The organism is Rhodococcus sp. Ni2 (genome assembly GCF_021352185.1).
Lineage (GTDB): Bacteria > Actinomycetota > Actinomycetes > Mycobacteriales > Mycobacteriaceae > Rhodococcus_F > Rhodococcus_F qingshengii.
In genome coordinates, this window is sequence record NZ_WOXZ01000001.1 from 1,366,706 (window position 1) to 1,386,898 (window position 20,193).

Here is a 20,193-nt window from a genome sequence, read left to right on the forward strand (position 1 = left end):
CAGACCCAAGGAAGAACCAATGCCTGACGTTGTCATCTGTGAACCGCTCCGTACCCCTGTCGGCCGCTTCGGCGGTGTCTTCCGTGACGTAGCCCCGGAAGATCTCGCCTCGACGCTGATCACCGAACTCGTCACGCGTACCGGCATTTCCGGCGCGGAGATCGACGACGTCATTCTCGGCCAGGCTTCGCCGAACGGTGAGGCTCCGGCGATCGGACGCATCGCGGCGCTCAACGCGGGTCTGGGCATCGATGTTCCCGGCATGCAGGTGGATCGCCGGTGCGGGTCGGGATTACAGGCAGTCATCCAGGCCGTCATGCAGGTTCAGTCCGGTGGCAGTGACCTGGTCCTCGCGGGCGGTGCCGAGTCGATGAGCCAGGCCGAGTTCTACGCAACCGGAATGCGTTGGGGCGTCAAGGGTGAAGGAGTTGCGCTCAGCGATCGTCTCGCGCGCGCCCGCGTCACAGCCGGCGGACGTGACTTCCCGGTTCCCGGCGGAATGATCGAAACGGCAGAGAACCTGCGCGCCGAGTTCTCCATCAGCCGCGAAGATCAGGACGCCCTCGCGGTTCAGTCCCATCAGCGTGCCGTCGCAGCACAGAAGAACGGCGTCTTCGCCGAAGAAATCGTTCCGGTATCCGTTCCGCAGCGCAAGGGCGAGGCCCTGCTCGTCGACACCGACGAGCATCCACGCGCCGACACCTCGATGGAATCGCTTGCGCGCCTTCGTCCCATGCGCGCAAAGATCGACCCCGACTCCACCGTGACTGCAGGTAATGCCAGCGGTCAGAACGACGGCGCAGCACTGGCGATCGTCACCACCGCCGACAAAGCTCGTACCCTCGGACTGCGACCGCTCGCACGCCTCGCGAGTTGGAGCGTTGCGGGCGTTCCGCCGCGCACCATGGGCATCGGCCCCGTACCGGCGTCGGAGAAGGCACTCGGCCGCCTCGGGCTGTCCCTGGCGGACATGGACGTCATCGAACTCAACGAAGCCTTTGCGGCACAAGCACTTGCAGTCCTGCAGAGTTGGAATCTCGAGGCCGACGACCCACGCATCAACCCCAACGGCTCCGGCATCTCCCTCGGACATCCGGTCGGTGCCACGGGTGGACGAATCCTGGCCACCCTGTTGCGCGAGATGGACCGTCGCGAAGCGCGTTACGGCCTCGAGACGATGTGCATCGGCGGCGGGCAGGGCCTGGCTGCGGTCTTCGAGCGCCTGTCCTGATCAAGCCCCGACGTGCGCGACGCCGGAGTCACCGAGTTCGCCGCGCAGGCCGTCGAGAAAGACACGCAGCAGTTCGGTGAGTTCGGCCTGCTGCTGCTCGGTGAGAATCGACGTCAGTTCGGCTTCACGGCCGAGAACTCGGTCCACCAATTGCTCCACCAGCTCGTGACCGGCGGCAGTGAGGGTCACGAGCACTATTCGTGACCCTTGCGCGGCGGAGGACCTCTCCACCAGACCCGCGTTCTCCGCGCGCGCGAGTCGTTGCGAGATCGCACCGGCCGTGACTCCGGTCTGCTCGGTGATCTGGCGAGTCGTCAACTGATACGGCTCGCCGGATCGCCGCAGGACACTGAGTAGGTCCAGCGTGGCTGTGTCCGCACCGGCCGAGGCGAGTACCCGTCGGCGATCCTCACCGAGCAGCTTGGCGCACATCCACAGCCTGGTGACGATGCCGATACCCTCCACGGGCGTGCCCGGCCTTTCGCGAAGCCATGCCAAGGCAACCGCGTCCACCGCGTCGTCCGGGTTGTAGTCGCCCACCACTGCACACCTCGTTTAGCTCTAAATGATACGTTCTTCGTATAGGTCTAAACGTAGCTCACGGAGGTAGGCATGACACGCACAGTTCTGGTAACCGGCGGCGGAACAGGGATCGGGCGCGCAGTTGCAGCGGCGTTCGCCCGGGACGGAGACACCGTTTTTGTCACCGGCCGACGCACGGAACCACTCGAAAAGACCGCGGAGGAGTTGGGCGATAATGTTCACGCCTTTACTTGTGACAACTCCGACCCGAAAGACCTGAAGCGGCTGCAGGATTCGCTTCCGGGAACCATCGACGTCGTGGCGCACTGCGCCGGCGGTAACACGGACTTCGATCGTGAAGCGCCGTCAGATCTGGAATCCCTGGCCGCCGGGTGGCGGGCCAATCTGGACTCCAATCTGATGTCGGCAGTGTTGACCACAGCAGCAGTTCGAGATCGAATCCCCAGTGGCGGTGCCGTCATCACCATCGGATCGATTGCCGCCGACAAGGGAGCTGGAGCGTACGGCGCTGCCAAAGCAGCAGTTGCGACGTGGAATGTCGATCTGGCCGCCGAACTGGGCCCAGAAGGCATCACGGCGAACATCGTCTCCCCCGGTTACATCGCCGACACCGAGTTCTTCCGGGACTTTCTGACGGACGAGCGTCGCGCGATGCTGATCGAATCCACCAGCACCAAGCGCGCCGGAACCCCGGACGACATCGCATCAGCCGTCCATTTCTTGGCCTCACCGGGTGCCCGGCAGATCACCGGTCAGGTATTGGCAGTCAACGGCGGTGAGAGAACCAGTCGCTGATCACGCCAGGTGGCGCTCGAAGAACGAGTCGATTCGCTTCCAGGCATCCTGCGCTGCAACAGGATCGGGACCGATTCCGAGGATGCGCTCCAAAGGACGAAGCACCTTGGGTCCGGCCTCCGCGTCGTTGAGGAACGCGTGGCCGGCGGTGGGGTACTCCTTGACGTCGTTCTCGATACCGGCATTGCTGAGCGCCGTCTCCAGCTTCGCTGCCGCGCCCCGGAGCGAAAAGTCCTTGCCTCCGAAACTCCCGACGATCGGGCACGCATCCACCACGGCCTCATCGAGTTTGCGTGGAAGCTGACCGTAATTGACCGAGGCAGCGTCGAAATCTCCGGCGCTGACCATCGCGAAGCCGCCGCCCATGCAGAATCCGATGACACCGATCTTTCCGGTGCAGTCCCGGGATTCCACCAGCCAACTGCGAGCGACTTCGATGTCGGTGAACGCCTTGCCGTGTCCTCGAAGCATCGACGTCATGGTGGGCACGAGGCACCGCTTCGCCCCGCCCGCGCTGTAGAGGTCGACAGCGAGCGTCAGGAATCCCGCAGCGGCCAGCCGCTTGGCTTGCCGCTGCATCACCTCCTCGAGCCCGAAGGCCTCGTGAATCATCACTACCCCCGGCCACGGGCCGGGGGTAGTGGGGGTTTCGAGTATCGCTCGCAGCGGTTGTGATCCGCCGACTACTGCGGCGCGGCCCGTCAGATCTATGTCCACCATGTTTCGATGCTAGGCCGACGCAGGGTCCGTACGCTCGGAAGCGAGGTCAGGGGAGTTGTTTTCCCTGGCCCGCCGCAAGCCCGGTCAAGACCTCGGCGAGCTGCGGCAAGGCGTACGGCGCGCTCAGTGGACCGAAATTGTCGACAAAGGCATTCGAGAGCAGAAGTTCGACCGGCGCATAGGCTCGCGCCTTCACCGCGGGGAGGTTCTGGAAAACTGCGAAGTTCTCCAACCTCGTCGTCGCTTCCTGATCAGAAGCGAGGCTGAGCAAAATGTCTGCGGGTGCGAGTACCTCCGCCTGCTCCATCGACAGCGCAGTCATCTGCTCGGCGTTGTATCCGCGATAGTCGAGTCCGAGTTCGCGCAGCAGAACCCCGGGCGCACTGGCATCCCCCTGCACATACAACTGATCGCCGTACATCGAGCCGATCATGATCGTCTTGCCACCCAAGCCGTTCAGGGAAGCTGCGGTGTCGGAGATCAGGGCGTCGGTCCGGGCGATCGCTGCAGCAGCGGCCTCGTCGACAAATGCGGCCTGCCCGACCGTGGCGACGCCGTCACGCCACGAGGTGGTCCAGTCCAGCGCGATGACCGGCGCGATCTGACTGAGCCTCTCGGCTGCCGGTTCGAGATAAGTCTTCATTCCGATGATGAGGTCCGGCGAGTAGCGCGCGATGATTTCCGGGTTGATTTCGCCTGTGGTGCCGAAGCTTTCGAGGTCGGCTATTCCCGCGGTGCTCTGCCACGGCAGTGAACCGCGGTCCCACGATCCTGTGTTGCCGTAGGCGACTGGGTGAACGCCGAGCGAGAGCAGGAATTCCAGATCCGTGAAGTCGCTGGCAACAACGATCCTTTCCGGCTTCCCCGAGATCGTGGTGGTGCCGAGCGCATTGACGACTTGGCGTTGCTCACCGGCGTCTGCGGCATCTGACGCCGTCGAACAACCCGCAAGGATGGCGGCCGCTGCCACTGCGCCGACCCCGAAGAACCCACGGCGACTGAGCTGGTCCACCAGTTCAGACGTCGTGGATTCACAAATCGTTCCGTACATGTATGCACTCTCCTTCTAGGCTGCTGCGCGCGCCGAGGGCACAGCGAAAGAGAGGTTAGCCCACCCTCATCTTCCATAGGGTTCCTACGTTTGCGATTCCGAGAGATCGGAGCGATCAAAATGGACCGTTCTCGAGCGGACAAGTACATTCCCGCTGATCTATCACCGCAGGCAGTTGGGCGAGCCACCAGTCCCTGCCTTCGGCGATCGGGTCGCTCCAGCGTCGAAAATCAGTCGAAGATCAGTTGCCATTCCCTCCTCGAAAGCTTCCGAATTACCGTCTTTTGCACGTCGCCCACCGTTCGACTTGCGCGGCGTGGGAGGATAGACGTATCGAGATCGGGACTTCGATGTGAGGGCCCGGATCGAGTTTGTAGGGAGTATCGGTATGGCACAGGGCATCGTGAAGTGGTTCAACGGCGAAAAGGGCTTTGGTTTCATCGCTCCCGACGACGGAACACCGGACGTGTTCGTTCATTACTCTGAAATCTCGGGCAACGGCTACAAGTCGCTCGACGAGAACCAGCGTGTGGAGTTCGAGGTTGGCCAGGGCCAGAAGGGTCCTCAGGCCACCAATGTGCGCGCTGTCTGATCAGTGACACAAGAAGAGGGCCGCACCCGCAAGGGTGCGGCCCTCTTCTGCATCGGATTCACCTCTGAATCACTGATCCTGAATGACGGCCAACGCTCCAACGATGTTCGACTCCGCCACCGACTTCGAGATTCCGAGATCAGCCAGAACACCTGATCCGTCTTCGAGTTCGAGCAGCGCTAGCAGGATGTGCTCGGTTCCGATGTAGTTGTGGCCCAGGCGAAGAGCCTCACGGAACGTCAGTTCCAGGACCTTGCGCGCACGAGCGTCGTACGGAATGAGTTCTGGCAGTTCGGAAGTCGGAGTCGGTAGTTCACCGGCCACTGCAGCTCGGACGGATCCGAGCTCCACCCCCTGCGCCACTATCGCCTTCGCAGCCAACCCGGCAGGCTCCTCGACAAGCCCCAGGAGCAGGTGCTCAGGCTGGATCTCTGCATTACCGGCGGCGCGGGCTTCGTTCTGCGAGGCCATGACGACGTTCTTCGCCCGGGGAGTGAACCGGTTGAACCCTTCGTTCGGATCCATCGGCTTCTGATCACTCGGCGCCTTGGGAACAAAACGCTTCTGCGCAGCCTGCTTCGAGACACCCATGCTCGCGCCGATCTCCGTCCACGACGCTCCCGACCTGCGCGCCTGGTCGACGAAGTGACCGATCAGGTGATCTGCAACTTCACCGAGATGATCAGCGGCAATCACGGCGTCGGAAAGTTGGTCGAGAGCATCGGTGTGCACCTTCTTGATCGCGTCGATGAGGTCGTCGAGTCGAACCTTGTTGGTCATTTCCACTGGTTTACTCATGCGTCAACCATAGGTTGACGCAACCGAAAACGTCAACCCTAGGTTGACGATCGTTTTCGCCGCCCAGTGCTCAGCCGGAAAAGAATTCACGCAGAGCCGGGACAATAGCGTCGTCGGCGACGCCGTGGCCCTGACCGGGGATCTCCAGAGTCTTTGTCCCCGAGACTTGTGCGGCAATTCGCATTGCCGAAGCAGGCGCCCATTGACCACTGCCACCGCCGTACATGACCAACGTGGGGACGGTAATCGAGGCCAGCCAATCGAGCGACTCGCAGCCGTGATCACACACCGCGACGTCGTAAGGCAAGGTGTGCGCGATGGCGCACATGTCGGGCCAATCGGCACTCCGCTTGATCTCGTCGACCATCTCCGGAGACGCGCCGGTCAGATCCAGAAAACGCGTCACAGCACCTTCCCTGTCGCCGCCCGCAATCAATCGCTCCAGGTCACTTTGGGCAGTCTCGTCACGCTGGTCGTCGTCCATGTACGGCGCCTCGTAGACGGCGAGCTTACGCATCGGAACGGCCTGCGCAGCGGCCTCCAAAGCCAGCGCGGCACCCGACGACAATCCGTAAACGAGCGGTGTTTCACCGGTGGCAGCGACGACCGCCCGCAAGTCCTCCACCTCGGCGTCGATCGAGAACGCGCGACTGTCACCGCTGTCCCCGCGTCCGCGCCTGTCGTACGAGTACACCGTGAAGTCCGCCGCCAACTCTGCAGCCAGGGAATCGAACCATCCGCGGTCGCAGAACGCTCCGGCGACCAGGACCACTGCTGGTCCGGCACCGGAGCGTTCGTATGCGATGGTCGTACCGTCGCGGGATTGCACTACCGCTGGGGATTGCTCTGTTTGCACGTCGATCTCCTCAGGTCTGGTCAATGCCTACCTGATTAGACCGCCCGCGTTACCTAAACTCATCGGTCCGGTCGGCAGAGGCTTCAGCTGATCTTGTTGTACAGGGCATCCCAACCCTGTGCCACGTACGAAATCGTGTAGATCGAACCGTAGAACGTAGAGCCACCCAGACTGGTGACGTTGCCCGCCTGCACTGCCGGGAGTCGCTGCCACAGCTTGCTCGCCACCAATGCCTGGTACGCGGCACTGTCCTCGTTCTCGGTGATCATGAAGCCGTCGACGCCGGCCAGCACGTCGAGGCCTTCGAGGCTGACGCCGCCCTCGGGATCGAGCCCCTCCGAGGTGGCGGTTTTGCCACCGATGTCGCCGAGCGTCATGTCGCTGGGCTTGTCGCCCTTCTCGGAGGTACGGATGCTCGTGACGTACAGCGTGTTCGTGTCCGGCATGAACGAGACACTGGCGACGGTCTTGGACGCAATCTTCTCGGCATGACGACTGCGGATGTCGGAAATCAGATTGTCGTAGTCGAGCGTCAATCGATCGAGTGTGGCCGTTCGACCGAGCCAGCCCGACAACCGCGAGAGGTTTGTGCGCCAGTCGTCGGTGAACTCTGTCGTCAGAACCGGTGCGATGGTGGACATCTCGGCCACCGGCCACCACTCGCTCTCGTAGTTCAGGCACACGATCAGGTCGGGCTCGAGCGCCAAGATCTGCTCGCGGTTGGGGATCTCCGACAGGAACGGTACCGACGAATCGATAGGCACCCACGGTGTCGCCTGGGCGTACGTGTAGCCGACGAGCGGAAGTTCCAGAGCTACAGCAGGTTCGAGGTCGAGCCGAGAGTCGATCGCGACAACTCTCTTCGGATTGACAGGAATGTCGTACGTTCCGAGAGGTGTCGTCACGGAACGCATTTCGGTTTCGCCCGAACTGCTTCCGCTGTCACCGCACGCCGCCAGGAACGCGCCCAGTCCGGCGATTCCGGCGCCGAAGCCGAATTGCCGACGAGTGAGATCCGAGACGAGGCGGTTGTCGGAGTAACCCTCGGGAAGCAAGAGCGTGGATTGAGCGGGCATGCGTGTCGAACCTCCAAAAGAAATGAATCATCCACTGTTGCGAGCGGATAAGGATGCCCTAACAGCGTACGCAGGGAGGGTCGTCGCGATCGGCCCAGAAATAGTCGAATCAGGCCAATTCGCACCCCTTACTTGTCGAGTTTGCGCATCTCGACGAAGTAGACCGCACTGAACGCGAGGTAGGTGCCGACGATTCCGAGGACCGAGATGATCAGGACGAGGGCGAGAAACATAGCCATGATGGTCTCCACTGACACGGGTTGTTCACGATGTCGATCGAGAGAAAATGGCTTCGAACTGCGGCGCTGCGACTCGAAGCGGGGCCGAAACTTTCGGTTACACACACCACGCTAGCCCCAGGCGTCTCGAGTTTTGATGAACTCGAGGTGAACTCTCCTACGGCTACGTCACACTTTTCTGTCGGACGGTCAGTTCGGTCCGAGCACCTGTCCGGACCATTCGACCAAAGGCGTCAGTGCGCGCCACGCTGTGCGAACTTCCTTCAATGTCCTGGCGCTGTCTAGCCACGACGGGCTTGGGTAACTACGACCAGCGGTCAGCGACTTGTGACGCAGCAATTCGATCCGCGGGTGATCGACCGTGTATCCGCGAGGCGCCGTCTTGAGCTTGTCGCCGCCGATCGTGAATCCGGCCTTCTCGACGGAGGCCAGGATCTTCTCGAGCTCCGGCCCTCGAACGTCGTCGTCGACAGCCGCACGATAACGCGCGATGGTCTCCGAACTGCTGGCGTAGAAACCACCGGCCACCATCAACCCTGCCGCGTCGATCTGCACGTAGTAGCCACAGCTCTCGGCGAGACCGACGAACGCTCCCTGGTGCGTCTTGTACGGGATCTTGTCCTTCGAGAATCGAACGTCACGATACGGCCGAAAGAGCTTGGCCGTGCCGAATTCGTCCTCCAACGCCGCGGTCAACGACGCCATCGGACGACGAACCACTTCGTCGTACGTCTCCTTGTGCGCTGCCCACCAGGTCTTGCTGTTGTCGGCTTCCAGGTCTTCGTAGAAGTCGAGTGCAGCAACGGGTATGCCAGTGAACGCAGCCATGGCGTAAGCCTAGCTGCCTGTTCGGCTTTGGACCGTCTGCCCTGCACCGATGCCCGGATCGGCCCGAATCCGTAGACTGTATGGAGATGATTTCCGAAATACAAGCATGGGAACTGACCGATACCAACCGAGACTGGTTGATTCACCGACCCGTCGAGATCGCGATCTACGTGGCACTCGCAGTCGTTCTGCGCTTCGCACTGCACCGCGGGATCGATCGAATGTCGAAGCCTCGCAAGTCTCCGAACGCCAAGGTGAACGAGCGCAGATCGCAGCGAGCCCGGACCATCGGTTCGGTACTCAAATCGACGGTGTCCATCGTCATCCTGGTCTGGTGTGTGCTGCAGATTCTCGGCATCCTCGGGATCAACGTCGCGCCGTTCATCGCATCCGCCGGCGTCATCGGCCTTGCCATCGGTTTCGGTGCACAAAACCTGGTGCGTGACTTCCTCTCCGGCATCTTCATGTTGCTCGAGGATCAGTACGGTGTCGGCGACGTCGTCGATCTCGGCGACGCGGTCGGCACCGTCGAAACAGTGGGCCTGCGCGTCACCACGATTCGAGATGTCAACGGCACCTTGTGGTATTGCCGCAACGGCGAAATCCTGCGAGTGGGCAACATGAGTCAGGGTTACGCCACTGCAGTTCTCGATCTCCCGATCGCCCACAATGCGAACGTGCACAAAGCGTGTGAGGTGGCGACGCGAGCTGTCCTCGAGGCGGCAGAGTCCGAACCGATCAGGGCGGACATGATCGACAAGCCGGAGATGCTGGGAGTCAATTCGGTTACTGCCGAGGCAATTACCATTCGAGTGACGGCGCCGGTCAAGCCTGGGCGCCAATGGGCAGTCCAGCGCGCATTTGCGCGCTCGGCGCTGACTGCGTTCGAAGAGCAGGGAATCGAGGCACCTTACCTGCCTGTTCTGCGCTGACGGTTGAGACGGAATCGTCTACCCTTTCCATCAATTACGCGAGCCCCCGGCGCGGTCGATACCGCCGGGGGCTCGCTGGTGCCTGAAGCATGATTCAGACGGTGGAGGTCGAGACCTCCCGATCTGCCGATCTGTTGCCAAACGCCTTGTGCAGGAACATCGTCAGAGCAATGGCTACCACGATTCCGATCAGCGGTGGGATTCCCACCTCGAACTCACCGGAAAGCCAAGCGAGGAACGCTGCGACGGCATAGACGGCCAGGTTTCGCCAGTGGACCGGCTGCGGGGTGTATCCCTCGGGAATGCCTCGCCGCCACCGGCACAGGAAGTCAGCGATGATCACGCCGCCCAATGGCGGGATGAAAGTTCCGAGCAGACTCAGGTAGTCGACCAGATGGTTGTGCACACCGGTCAGAGCGAGCGCCGTGCCGATCACACATCCACCGATGACGAACGGGGTCTTGCGAGGCTTTCTGAACAGTTCGGCACCGGCCACTCCGAAGGCGTATGCGGTGTCTGCGTTGCTCTTCCAGAGGTTTCCGAACAGCAAGACCAGGCCCCAGCCGACAAGCCCGAGGTTGTAGAGGATCAACACGAAGTCACCCTCGTGGAACGTGATGGCTCCGATGGCGCCGAACAGGATCATCAATCCGTTTCCGAGGAGGAACCCGATAACGCAGGCCCACACCGCTTGTGATCCGGAGCGAGCAAATCTGGTCCAGTTGGGCGCTTGCGTTCCCGCCGATACAAACGTGCCGACGACAGTGGTGATTGCGAGCGCGATCGTCATGGTCGTCTGCGGTTGAACCGAGACCAGGCCGGAGAATCCACCGACCTCTTCGAGGGACCGGAACACGACCCAGCAGGCCAACGCCAGGATCAAGGGCGTCGAGACGAGCGAAACCCAGTACATTCCGCGGTAGCCGTAGCAGGCGGTGACGCACATCAAGATGCTCGCCGCGATCATCACCGACGCCCGCGCGAGATAGGACTCCCAGCCCAATGCCTGCGCGGTGAGATCACCGATCGTGCCGATGATGACTCCGTACCAGCCGATCTGAGTACCGCCCAGCAGGATCGAAGCGAGCTTGGACCCGCGAGTGCCGAAACTGTAGCGCGCCATCACAACTGTAGTCAGTCCGGTTCGGGCTCCGACGAACCCCATCATGGCGACGTAGACCCCCAAGATGGCGGATCCGGCGGCGATCACCACCATCAGTTTCCAGAACGAGAACGCGGTACCGAGCGCTGCTCCGGCCAACATCGTCGGCGTGAAGATGGTGAACCCCAACAACACGACTGCGAGCGAGAAGAACGGCTTTCGTGCATGAAGCGGAACCGGAGTGACGGGATAGTCTGGATCGATCGGGGGGCCTGCGCTCTCCGAATCGCCTGCGACCGTGGCAGGTTCGACGGCGCTGCTCATACAACTTCGCCGATGTCTTCGAGCCACAGGCTCGGGCGCTCGGCCAGCATGCGGTCCATCAGTGCCACACACTCCGCGTCGTCGACGACGTCGACCTGAATTCCGCTGCTGCGCAACCATTCCTCCGACGCCTCGAACGAACGATTTTCGCCGACCACGATTCGAGGGATCTCGTACAGGCGCGCAGTTCCGGCGCACATGAAGCACGGCGACAAAGTCGTGTAGAGGACACACTCGCGATACACCGAGGCCGGCAGTCGTCCGGCGCGCTCGATGCAGTCGGTCTCGCCATGACGGATGGCGCTGTTCATCTGGACCCGACGGTTACGTCCGACTGCGAGAACCTCGCCCCGGTGAATCAGCGCCGCGCCGATCGGCACGCCGCCCTCCTCCCAACCGATCTTCGCCTGTTCGATCGCAAGTCCGAGAAAATACTCATCGGTGTGTGCCGGATGATTCATGTGCGCTCCTGGAGTCTGACCAAAATCGTCGATTGTGGCTCGTGTCACAATCCGACCACGGTGGTAACAGCCCGACAAGGGACAACCTGTCAGTTCGGCAGAACTAGCTCTATGACGAAGTGCCCCCTCGGCGGACGATATAGAAATGCTCCCGACTCTGCGACAAGTTCTTGCGATGCCCTCGTTCAAGGCCGCCGCAATCGAGGTGCTCGCGGGCGACGTCGATACCGCGGTGGTCCGCTGGGTCCATTCGTCCGAGGTGTACGAGATGGGTGGGCTGCTGTCCGGAGGTGAGGTCCTTCTGACCACGGGCCTCGGTCTGCACGGGCGATCTCCCGAGCAGCTCACCGCCTACATCGACCAATTGGCGGACGCGGGATGCGTCGCACTCGCGATGGAAGTCGGGCGCTCGTTCCTCACGGCCCCTCCCGAACTCGTCGAAGCTTCGCGCCGACGGGGACTCGCGTTCTTGGCCCTGCACGCAGTAGTGCCCTTCGAGCGGATGGTCGAAGACTTTCACGACCTCATGCTCCGCCGCACTCTCGGTTCGGCGCAAGCGGGCGAGCCTGTCTGGCAAGAACTTCTGAGTCTCGTGGTTGCAGGCCAGGGCATGACCGCGCTGCTCGACAAGGTGTCACGACTCGCGGGGTGCGGCGTCGATCTGCTCGACGCGGATGGCAGAACCGTCGAGCGCAGCACAACCGGCGCAGAGCGATCCGAGACCGAACGCACTATCCACGACGTACGCGGCCCGACGAACTCACTCGGTCGACTTGTCCTGTGCGGGCCGGCAACCACACGCCGAACCGCCGTCGCAAACTGCGCCGCCGTCGCGGTAGCTCTGGAACTCGGCCGTCACGGCGATCTCGGCCCAAGACAGTCACTCGCCCAATCGGTGATCACCGACGTGGTGGGCGGTGTGCTCACATCGCACGGCGACTTGTCCGAGCGACTGACAGCCGCCGGGTGGACGCCGTTGTCGGAGGGGCACCACGTCCTCGTCGCCGCTGTCGACATCGATCGGCAAACGCCGGTTCGAGAGCTCGCTGACCAAGTACGCGACGCCGTACGGGCCGTGCTCGGCTCCTGTGTCGTCGGGACTGCGGCCAATCACGTCATCGTGCTCGCGCATGGGTGGGCGTCCGCATCCCCCGCTCGAGTGCGGACTGCGTTCACCGAAGCCGACGAGTTGCTACGCCGCGGGCCGGGCGGTTCCGCGGTACGCACGCTCGGAGTGGCGACGCCGGTCGAGGATCTGTCGGGCGTCGGTGCGGCGGTCGCGCAAGCTCGCGAAGTCGTCCAGATCGCACGGCGTTTCGGCACCCGGACCGGAGTGATCCTCGCCAGGGACGTCGGCGTCCAACGACTGCTCGCCGCCGGCACGACGCCCGCTTCCTTGTCCTCGTTCGTCACGGAGCAACTCGGTTCGCTGATCGCTTACGACACAGCACATTCCGCCGACCTCGTCCGAACGCTCGACGCGTACCTCGCACATCGGGGCGGCAAGGCGAGAACCGCGGATTTCCTCGGCATTCGGCGTCAGTCGCTTTATGCACGGCTCACGCGTATCGAGAAGCTGATGGGTGTTTCCCTCGACGATCCGGCACAGGTGGTCTGCCTCGGGCTTGCGCTGACCGCATGGCGCATGCGCACCGGCCTTGATCCACAAGCAGCGTTCGAGCGTCTCCCCGGGTGAGCGACAACCTCTGCGATGATGAACGAATGACCGGAGCAGCGGAGTTGATGATCGAGATCCCTGCCGGCGAGGTGCACCTTCGGGACGACCGCAAAGGTACTTCGTGGACCTCGAAAGTCGAATCCTTCCGCCTCGCAAGCCATCTCACCACCAGGGCGCTGCTTCACGGAGATTCGTCGGACGATTCGAGCAAACCAGCGGTCGACCTTTCATGGAAGGACGCCATCGCAACCTGCAACACACTTTCGGCCGCGGACGGTCTGACACCCGCATATCGAGACGTCGACACCGATTCTCCGCAGTGGGACCGGGGCGCAACTGGCTACCGGCTCGCCACCGAGGCCGAGTGGCAGTACGCATGCAAGGCTGGCACCTCCGGCTACCGCTACGGCGAGATCGACGAGATTGCCTGGTACAGCGACAATTCAGAGGGTAGAGCGCATCCCGTCGGAACCAAGACACCCAACAACTGGGGCCTGTACGACATGATCGGCAATGTCTGGGAATGGTGCTGGGATCTCTACGACCCCGAGGTTTACGGCACGTACCGGATCTTCCGCGGCGGCAGTTGGGCCGAAAGTGAGCGCGGTTGCGGCGCTACCGTAAGGAGGCGAAGCCACCCGACGTTTGCTATCGACGACTTGGGATTTCGCCTAGCTCAGACGATCTGAGGGCAGACGGCCGAGGACTTCGAGCACAGCCTCGATCTCTTCTCGACTGCGAAGCCTAACTATCGGCAACGACGGCACATCGACAAGAACCGTGGCCATTCGCTCCTCGTTGCGTCCGTCGGTTCGCCAGGCCCAGCGCACCACGTGATCCGGATCGAACAGAATGGTATGCAGCGGCGGCTCCATGTTGCGATTCCACAACACCTCTCGCTGCAATCGCCGACGCACGGTTCGTGTGATCACCTGGCGCATCACCGTCCGCCGAGGCAGATCCAACCACAGCATCAGGTCCGCACGCTCGGCCAGAAGCTCACGCACCGCACCGCACCGTACTGCCACTCGGTCACCCAGGCCGGCTCGCTGGAAAAGCGTCGTACTTCGGTTTCGAAACTGTCGAGCGGAATCCAGTCGGGCCCGTGGAACAGCGAGTCCAGCTCAGTGTGTTCGATCTCGAGAAGCCGCCCGATTCGACCGGCGAGAGTCGTCTTTCCGGCACCGGAAGTCCCCGCGACAAGGATCTTCTGCGGACGAATCGTCAGCGCGGCGGGGTCTACGAAAGGCACCGATACACCCAGGCCTTACACTTCGCAGTCCACCCATTCGATGTAACCGGTACCGTTGATCGACGCACCGTCGAAGCTTCCCCGGTAGGTGTACGCGCCGACGTATCCCTTGCCGTGACCGTAGCGCCACTCCGAGTCGATCTCCGCCTCGAACTCCACGACCGTCCTACCGTAATCGCGCACCTGCCAACGCAGTACGCGCGGCACACGCATCTCGCGACCCTGTGGGTCGACGTGCAATGCGTCGGCGTACTCGAGCACGTCGAACTCGACGTCGTCGAAGACCTTCGCACTACCGTCGACAGTCCGAATGTAGGCGAGCTTGCACGCCGAAACCCCTGACGCTCGAACATCGGTGAGCAACAACTGATGCCGGTCGTCCAGTTGAACGATCTGGTAGGTGAAAAAGTCGGCCGGGAGCTTCCACGACTCGGGAAGCGCGCGGCGAGTCAACGATTGCGGTGTCATGCACCGCGCGTACTCGACGGTGCACGGAGCCGAAATACTCATCGGTCCATCCGGACTCGCAATTGTTCCGGAGCACTGTGCCAGCAGACTGACGTGGTCGTAGACGGGATTACGCACGAACCACGACGCTTGGTCCGTTGCCACGATCTCGAGATCGACGTCGAATGAGTCGTATCGCCCGGTGACTCGGAAGTTCGGATAGCTGTTCTCGATGATCAGGTTGTCACCGAAGGCGATTCGCGAACCATCTTCTTCGAATGCACACTCATCGGCAGCGTCGTACGCCCGGTAGAAGTGATGGCCCGGCGCTGCGGTGGAACTCAGCACGGTTGCGGTGTTTCGCGCGTCTGGTGCAGCGAGATAGTCGTTGTCGAACACCACCGTCCCGGTTGCACCGATCAACGTCATGGTGTTGAGGTAACGGAGAGGCCCTGGCAGCCGGGGAACGAAGATCCCGTAGTGCGTCCACGCGAACTTCCGCGAAGCCAGGTGCGGACGCATCATGTCGGGCCGATCGAACGGGCGTACCGATTCCGCCATTCGCTTGTCGATCAGCGGTAGCGCGGCGTCCAGCAAGGCCCGAACCGCGGGTCGCCACAATCGGCGCGAGCGGGTGGCGGGAACAGGGTCGGAACGATCAACGGTTTGTCCGGTCACGCCCCTAAGTTAATGTAACCAGACGTAACAAACAAGTGTCGAATTTTCCTCGACGACCTCACACCCTGAACACCCGCGCCCTGCGCACGCGGCGAATAGCATGTGAGAATCCGCGTACCGGAACCGGTCGCAGAGAGGGCGCAACAATGCAGCACGAAGAGTCGTCGTTCACCGGAGTGGCCGGCACCAAGATCGTCTACGACGTGTGGACACCGGACCGCGAACCCACCGGGGTTCTCGTCCTGTGCCACGGACTCGGCGAACATGCGAGGCGCTACGACCACGTGGCTGCGCGACTCGGGGAACTCGGGCTCATCGTGTACGCACCCGACCATCGCGGGCACGGACGCTCTGGCGGCAAGCGCGTTCACCTCAAGGAATTCTCCGACTTCACCGACGACGTCCACACGTTGTTCTCGATCGTGACGGCGGCACATCCCGGCAAGGACAAGTTCCTGCTCGGGCACAGCATGGGCGGCGCGATCGCCCTTTCCTACGCCCTCGACCATCAGGCCGATCTCAAAGCCCTCGCCCTGTCCGGACCTGCGGTGATCATCGCAACCGGCACTCCGAAGATCGTGATGCAGTTGGGCAAGATCGTCGGCAAATACCTCCCGGACGTGCCCGTCGAGAACCTGGAAGCTGCTGCCGTATCGCGTGATCAGAAGGTCGTCGACAAGTACAACGCCGACCCGCTGGTTCACCACGGCAAGGTTCCCGCCGGCATCGCGCGCGGCATGATCACCGCCGCGGAAGGCTTCCCGGCGCGGCTGCCCTCGCTCACCATTCCCGTACTGCTTCAACACGGCTCGGACGACCGTTTGACGGACCCGGCCGGCAGCAAGCTCGTCGCAGATCTGGCCGGCTCTTCGGATGTCACCTTGAAGGTGTACGACGGCCTGTACCACGAGATCTTCAACGAGCCTGAGCAGGAAGAAGTTCTGAACGATCTGATCGAGTGGCTGCGTCCGCGGGTCACCGGAGCATAGTCATGTCTACGTGCGGGATCCTGCTGGCGGCCGGGGCCGGATCCCGCATGGGCAAACCCAAAGCGCTCGTCACAAACACCGAGGGTCAGTCTTGGCTCCACCACGGGGTGACGACACTGCAGTCCGCAGGCCTCTCACCGGTCATCGTGGTCCTCGGCGCGCAGGCAGAGGACGCCCTCGAACTACTGCGCACCACCGATGTCATTGTGGTGATATCGGATTGGCAACACGGAATGAGCGCGTCACTGCGCTGCGGACTCGAGGCCGCCATGCGAATCGACGACGCAGATGCGGCAGCGATCTCTCTGGTCGACGTCCCGGACCTCAACGCCGACACCGTGACGCGGATCGTGGGTCACAGCTCCCCATCACGAAACATACTGCGAAGAGCTGTCTTTCACGGCCGTCCCGGCCATCCCGTCCTGATCGGACGCGACCACTGGCCGACGCTTGCAAAGTCACTCACCGGGGACGGCGGCGCCAACACCTACCTACGCGAACACGGGGTCGAGTTGGTGGAGTGCAGCGACCTCAGCAGCGGCGTCGACGTCGACTATCCCGAAGCCTGATCGCACGTCACAATCCTCCCAGGTGGTGGGTGTCCGTATTCGGTGTAAAGATGGCCCGATGAAACGTACCGTCGCCGCCCTGCTCGACATCGAGATCGACGAGGCGACCAACCTGGAGTTCAAGATCGCGGTGACGCGCGCGCCGGGTGTCGAACTGCTGGAAACGATGTCGTTCGTCCATGACGGCAATCCGCTCGAACCCCGCGAGATCACCGCCGAACACGGTACCCGGATCCACCTACTCGACTGTGCCCCAGGCAAACTGATTGTCAGCTACGACGCAACCGTCATCGGCCGCGCAGAACCGTTGTCGGTCAGCGACTACGACGTGTCGAAATATCTGCGCCCCAGCCGGTATGCCGAGGCCGACAAGTTCTTCGGTTTTGTCGCCGGGCAATTCGATCTCGCCACTCCCCCGGCCGAACTCCTCCTCGAAGTCACTCGCTGGGTGAGTACACATTTGAGTTATGTTCCCGGCACCAGTCGCGGCACCGACAGTGCGGTAGACACCTTGCTCGCCGGCGCCGGAGTGTGCCGCGACTACTCGCACCTGACCATCTCACTGCTGCGCGCCGTGGGGATTCCCGCTCGACTGGTGGCCGTCTACGCGCCGGGCTGCGATCCGATGGATTTTCACGCCGTAGTCGAAGCCAATATCGACCACGTCTGGCGCGTGGTCGATGCAACGCAGTTGGCGCCGCGCAGCAATCTTGTGCGCATCTCGACCGGCCGAGATGCCGCAGACACAGCCTTCCTCGACAATCACGGCGGATCGATCACGTTGCATGCCTCGGAAGTTCGCGCAGTCGTCGACGGCGTTCTCGACAACGACGACTACGCAACACTCACATCGATCGGCTGAAAAGCAGCGTCAGGCGCTGATCTGGTTCTGCGAGGCCATCGTTCGCTCGAGGAACTTGATCGTGAGATCGACGATCGCCTTACCCTCCCGAAGAGCTTTCCCGATCACCGGGAAAGCATGGATCTGCCCACTCCAGATGTGCGTTTCGACGGCTTGTCCTGCCTTGATCAAGTTTTCGGTCATGATCTCGACGTCCGGACGCATCAGTTCGTATTCGGCGGACACCAGGAACGACGGCGGAATCAGACTGGCGTCGGCGTTGATCGGCGACTGCGCACCAGGAATCTCGTCCGGCCCCTCGAGCCACCGGTCCTTGAGCTTTTCCACCTGTGACATCGGTAGGTAGGCATCACGTTTCATGAAATCGGGATCATGGTCCTCGAGGTTCACGTTGAGAAGAGGGGAATATCCCACCACGGCAGCGGGCCGCGTGATTCCGCGCAGTGCGGCAATTTCGGCGACCTTCATGGCCAGGTATCCGCCCGCCGAGTCACCGGCAACCACAATCTTGTTCGGGTCTTCGGCTGTCTCGAGCAACGCGGTGTACGCGGCCATTGCGTCCTTGACGGAGGTGCCGATGGAACCTTCCGGCAGCTGGCGGTAGCGCACGGAGATCACCGGTACTCCGGCCTTCGCAGAGAGCAAACCGCACAGTGCCCGGTGCGTTGCCAGACCGCAGAAGACGAATCCCCCTCCATGGAAGTAGAGGATCGTGGCGCCGGCCAACTCGCCCTGCGCTTTGCGTGGATGCTGCACCTTCTCGCTGGGCACACCACCCAGCGTGAAAGGCTCGATATCGAGGTTCTTCGGCTTCGGCAGTTTGTCCGCCATCGCGTCGAGTCGCTCGAGTTGGCGGATACCACGTTCGGTGGTCGGCCAGAGGGTGAACATCGGCTTCACGAACGTCCTGGTCAGGCAGAAGGTGACCCGCGCTCGCGGACTCACGTTCCAATGCCATACCGTCGAATCTCGCGTCCGCATAGCGTCCTCCCAGGTCAAGCCGTTTTGTGCATTTGAGTTACACATACTTGTCGGCTGCTGATGTGAACGATAACTGACGCTGCGTCAAAATGACACGACGGGTATGGATCAATTGCTCGAGCGTGTGCAAGTTCTGGTCGCGATCACGGCCGGGAGAGATATGCGCACAGTCCGCGGTGCCCTCCACGCATCATCGCTTCATGATTCCACTCGAACAGCGGCTTCGCGACCTTCGCGGCCAGACCAAGCGCTCCGGACACCGCTACCTGTTGCCGAAATTCGGCTGTGCAACCAGATCCAGCGGGGCGCACCGCCCAGCTACTCCACCCGGTCATTGCGCCGGTGAGACGCACTTTCAGAAAGCGGTCAACTGAGTCTTCCACCTCGCGTCGCCCGAAGACCAGCAGCGTCAGAGGGACAGCGCTGCGGATGGACATGGAGCCTGAATGCTCGTCGATCGTCCAGACTCGGCGTATCTGAGGCCACCACTGCGAATACCGTTCGGCATCCGCGAGAACCTCGTAGACGCGGTCAGCAGAGGCAGGAAGCGTCCAGACGCTGTGGAAGTCGAAGTCGGTCACGGTTCAGTCCGTCTGCGCAGCAGCAGTCACCCAAGCACCGTAACCCGAACCTCGGGTGCTTACACGCCGGGCTTGCTCAGTATTCGAATGTCTCCACGCGTCGCAGGATCTCCTCCGCGATCTTGGCGGGACTCCCGCCCACGTCGACGACGATGGCCTGTTCGTCCGGGTCGACGGCCTCGAGTGTCGAGATCTGGGAGTCGAGCAGCGAGGCGGGCATGTAGTGATCGAGGCGAGCGGTCAATCGCTGGCCGATCTGATCCCGCGAACCGGCGAGGTGCACGAACACGACGTGCTCACCGCGAAGCACGTCGCGGTAGCTGCGCTTGAGTGCCGAACACGTGACGATGCCCGGCTGACCGGCGTCGGTATGGCTCTTGATCCAGACGGCGATCTTGTCGAGCCAGGGCCAGCGGTCTTGGTCGTTCAACGGATGCCCGGTCGCCATCTTGTCGATGTTCGCCTGCGGGTGGAGATCGTCGCCTTCTTGAAGGTCCCAACCCATCGCTCCGGCGAGCATGCCGCCGACCGTCGACTTTCCCGAACCCGAGACACCCATCAGGACGAGCACGGGATACTGCTTCTGCTGTGCCGCTTCGCTGTTCATG

22 protein-coding genes and 1 pseudogene are annotated in these 20,193 nt (G+C 62.3%); 9 read left to right on the forward strand and 14 right to left on the reverse strand.

Annotated features, from left to right (window positions below):
* The first annotated feature begins 19 nt into the window (after positions 1-19).
* Complete coding sequence (locus GN300_RS06550; protein WP_007730007.1) at positions 20-1,231, forward strand: acetyl-CoA C-acetyltransferase; 1,212 nt, start codon at positions 20-22, stop codon at positions 1,229-1,231.
* Here GN300_RS06550 and GN300_RS06555 read toward each other — a convergent pair whose 3' ends face one another.
* Complete coding sequence (locus tag GN300_RS06555) at positions 1,232-1,771, reverse strand: MarR family winged helix-turn-helix transcriptional regulator (protein WP_099698127.1); 540 nt, start codon at positions 1,769-1,771, stop codon at positions 1,232-1,234.
* 72 nt (positions 1,772-1,843) lie between these two features.
* Here GN300_RS06555 and GN300_RS06560 point away from each other — a divergent pair, with 72 nt between their 5' ends.
* Positions 1,844-2,569, forward strand: a complete 726-nt coding sequence (locus tag GN300_RS06560) for an SDR family NAD(P)-dependent oxidoreductase (RefSeq protein WP_063315725.1) — start codon at positions 1,844-1,846, stop codon at positions 2,567-2,569.
* On the opposite strand, the gene GN300_RS06565 is transcribed toward GN300_RS06560, so the two are convergent.
* Together GN300_RS06565 and GN300_RS06570 are read right to left on the reverse strand one after the other, a co-directional pair.
* Positions 2,570-3,289 carry a dienelactone hydrolase family protein gene (locus GN300_RS06565; RefSeq protein WP_050654570.1) on the reverse strand — a complete coding sequence of 240 codons (720 nt, stop codon included), beginning with the start codon at positions 3,287-3,289 and terminating at the stop codon, positions 2,570-2,572.
* A 46-nt stretch (positions 3,290-3,335) separates the two neighbouring features.
* On the reverse strand, positions 3,336-4,340 hold the full coding sequence (locus tag GN300_RS06570) for an ABC transporter substrate-binding protein (protein WP_063315724.1): 1,005 nt from the start codon (positions 4,338-4,340) through the stop codon (positions 3,336-3,338).
* Between the two features lie 388 nt (positions 4,341-4,728).
* Here GN300_RS06570 and GN300_RS06575 point away from each other — a divergent pair, with 388 nt between their 5' ends.
* The gene (locus tag GN300_RS06575; protein ID WP_003939930.1) at positions 4,729-4,932 is read left to right on the forward strand and encodes a cold-shock protein; all 204 of its coding nucleotides are present in this window, start codon (positions 4,729-4,731) and stop codon (positions 4,930-4,932) included.
* A gap of 69 nt (positions 4,933-5,001) precedes the next feature.
* Here GN300_RS06575 and GN300_RS06580 read toward each other — a convergent pair whose 3' ends face one another.
* From GN300_RS06580 to GN300_RS06595, 4 genes are all read right to left on the reverse strand, one after another.
* A complete protein-coding gene (locus GN300_RS06580; protein WP_197487718.1) occupies positions 5,002-5,730 on the reverse strand; it encodes a Clp protease N-terminal domain-containing protein in 729 nt (242 codons plus the stop codon).
* 70 nt (positions 5,731-5,800) lie between these two features.
* Complete coding sequence (locus GN300_RS06585) at positions 5,801-6,586, reverse strand: alpha/beta fold hydrolase (RefSeq protein WP_063315723.1); 786 nt, start codon at positions 6,584-6,586, stop codon at positions 5,801-5,803.
* 83 nt (positions 6,587-6,669) lie between these two features.
* The gene (locus GN300_RS06590; protein WP_007729992.1) at positions 6,670-7,662 is read right to left on the reverse strand and encodes an ABC transporter substrate-binding protein; all 993 of its coding nucleotides are present in this window, start codon (positions 7,660-7,662) and stop codon (positions 6,670-6,672) included.
* Between the two features lie 428 nt (positions 7,663-8,090).
* Positions 8,091-8,729, reverse strand: a complete 639-nt coding sequence (locus GN300_RS06595) for a DUF2461 domain-containing protein (protein WP_003939783.1) — start codon at positions 8,727-8,729, stop codon at positions 8,091-8,093.
* A gap of 86 nt (positions 8,730-8,815) precedes the next feature.
* Between GN300_RS06595 and GN300_RS06600 the strand changes: the two genes are divergently transcribed.
* A complete protein-coding gene (locus tag GN300_RS06600) occupies positions 8,816-9,661 on the forward strand; it encodes a mechanosensitive ion channel family protein (protein ID WP_063316033.1) in 846 nt (281 codons plus the stop codon).
* Between the two features lie 94 nt (positions 9,662-9,755).
* Here GN300_RS06600 and codB read toward each other — a convergent pair whose 3' ends face one another.
* Positions 9,756-11,087 (reverse strand): cytosine permease, encoded by a 1,332-nt coding sequence (gene codB / locus GN300_RS06605; RefSeq protein ID WP_063315722.1) that lies wholly within the window; start codon positions 11,085-11,087, stop codon positions 9,756-9,758.
* Positions 11,084-11,548 (reverse strand): nucleoside deaminase, encoded by a 465-nt coding sequence (locus tag GN300_RS06610; RefSeq protein ID WP_003940577.1) that lies wholly within the window; start codon positions 11,546-11,548, stop codon positions 11,084-11,086. Before GN300_RS06610 ends, codB begins: the two co-directional genes overlap by 4 nt.
* 175 nt (positions 11,549-11,723) lie before the next feature.
* Here GN300_RS06610 and GN300_RS06615 point away from each other — a divergent pair, with 175 nt between their 5' ends.
* Both GN300_RS06615 and GN300_RS06620 read left to right on the forward strand, forming a co-directional pair.
* Entirely contained in the window at positions 11,724-13,244 is a 1,521-nt protein-coding gene (locus GN300_RS06615; protein WP_223257826.1) for a PucR family transcriptional regulator, read from the forward strand.
* Positions 13,245-13,270: 26 nt separating this feature from the next.
* On the forward strand, positions 13,271-13,915 hold the full coding sequence (locus GN300_RS06620) for an SUMF1/EgtB/PvdO family nonheme iron enzyme (RefSeq protein WP_063316032.1): 645 nt from the start codon (positions 13,271-13,273) through the stop codon (positions 13,913-13,915).
* Here GN300_RS06620 and GN300_RS29975 read toward each other — a convergent pair.
* Positions 13,898-14,478: pseudogene (locus GN300_RS29975) on the reverse strand (AAA family ATPase). The gene GN300_RS06620 and the pseudogene GN300_RS29975 overlap by 18 nt on opposite strands.
* 15 nt (positions 14,479-14,493) lie before the next feature.
* Positions 14,494-15,603, reverse strand: a complete 1,110-nt coding sequence (locus GN300_RS06635) for a DUF6670 family protein (protein WP_063315721.1) — start codon at positions 15,601-15,603, stop codon at positions 14,494-14,496.
* Positions 15,604-15,749: 146 nt separating this feature from the next.
* On the opposite strand from GN300_RS06635, the gene GN300_RS06640 reads away from it, so the two are divergent.
* The 3 genes from GN300_RS06640 to GN300_RS06650 are packed head-to-tail and all read left to right on the forward strand — an operon-like array spanning position 15,750 to position 18,023.
* Positions 15,750-16,592, forward strand: coding sequence for an alpha/beta hydrolase (locus GN300_RS06640; RefSeq protein WP_019745522.1), 843 nt, complete (start codon positions 15,750-15,752; stop codon positions 16,590-16,592).
* Between the two features lie 2 nt (positions 16,593-16,594).
* Positions 16,595-17,161: an NTP transferase domain-containing protein gene (locus GN300_RS06645; protein ID WP_054188431.1), complete on the forward strand. Its 567-nt coding sequence runs from the start codon at positions 16,595-16,597 to the stop codon at positions 17,159-17,161.
* A gap of 58 nt (positions 17,162-17,219) precedes the next feature.
* Complete coding sequence (locus GN300_RS06650; RefSeq protein WP_007729981.1) at positions 17,220-18,023, forward strand: transglutaminase family protein; 804 nt, start codon at positions 17,220-17,222, stop codon at positions 18,021-18,023.
* A gap of 9 nt (positions 18,024-18,032) precedes the next feature.
* Here GN300_RS06650 and GN300_RS06655 read toward each other — a convergent pair whose 3' ends face one another.
* The 3 genes from GN300_RS06655 to GN300_RS06665 all read right to left on the reverse strand — a co-directional run bounded on the left by GN300_RS06655 (position 18,033) and on the right by GN300_RS06665 (position 20,192).
* Positions 18,033-19,004, reverse strand: coding sequence for an alpha/beta hydrolase (locus tag GN300_RS06655; RefSeq protein ID WP_063315720.1), 972 nt, complete (start codon positions 19,002-19,004; stop codon positions 18,033-18,035).
* A 143-nt stretch (positions 19,005-19,147) separates the two neighbouring features.
* Positions 19,148-19,585 (reverse strand): SRPBCC family protein, encoded by a 438-nt coding sequence (locus GN300_RS06660; RefSeq protein WP_030536534.1) that lies wholly within the window; start codon positions 19,583-19,585, stop codon positions 19,148-19,150.
* A gap of 76 nt (positions 19,586-19,661) precedes the next feature.
* Positions 19,662-20,192: a gluconokinase gene (locus tag GN300_RS06665; RefSeq protein WP_007729978.1), complete on the reverse strand. Its 531-nt coding sequence runs from the start codon at positions 20,190-20,192 to the stop codon at positions 19,662-19,664.
* Position 20,193 lies beyond the last annotated feature (1 nt).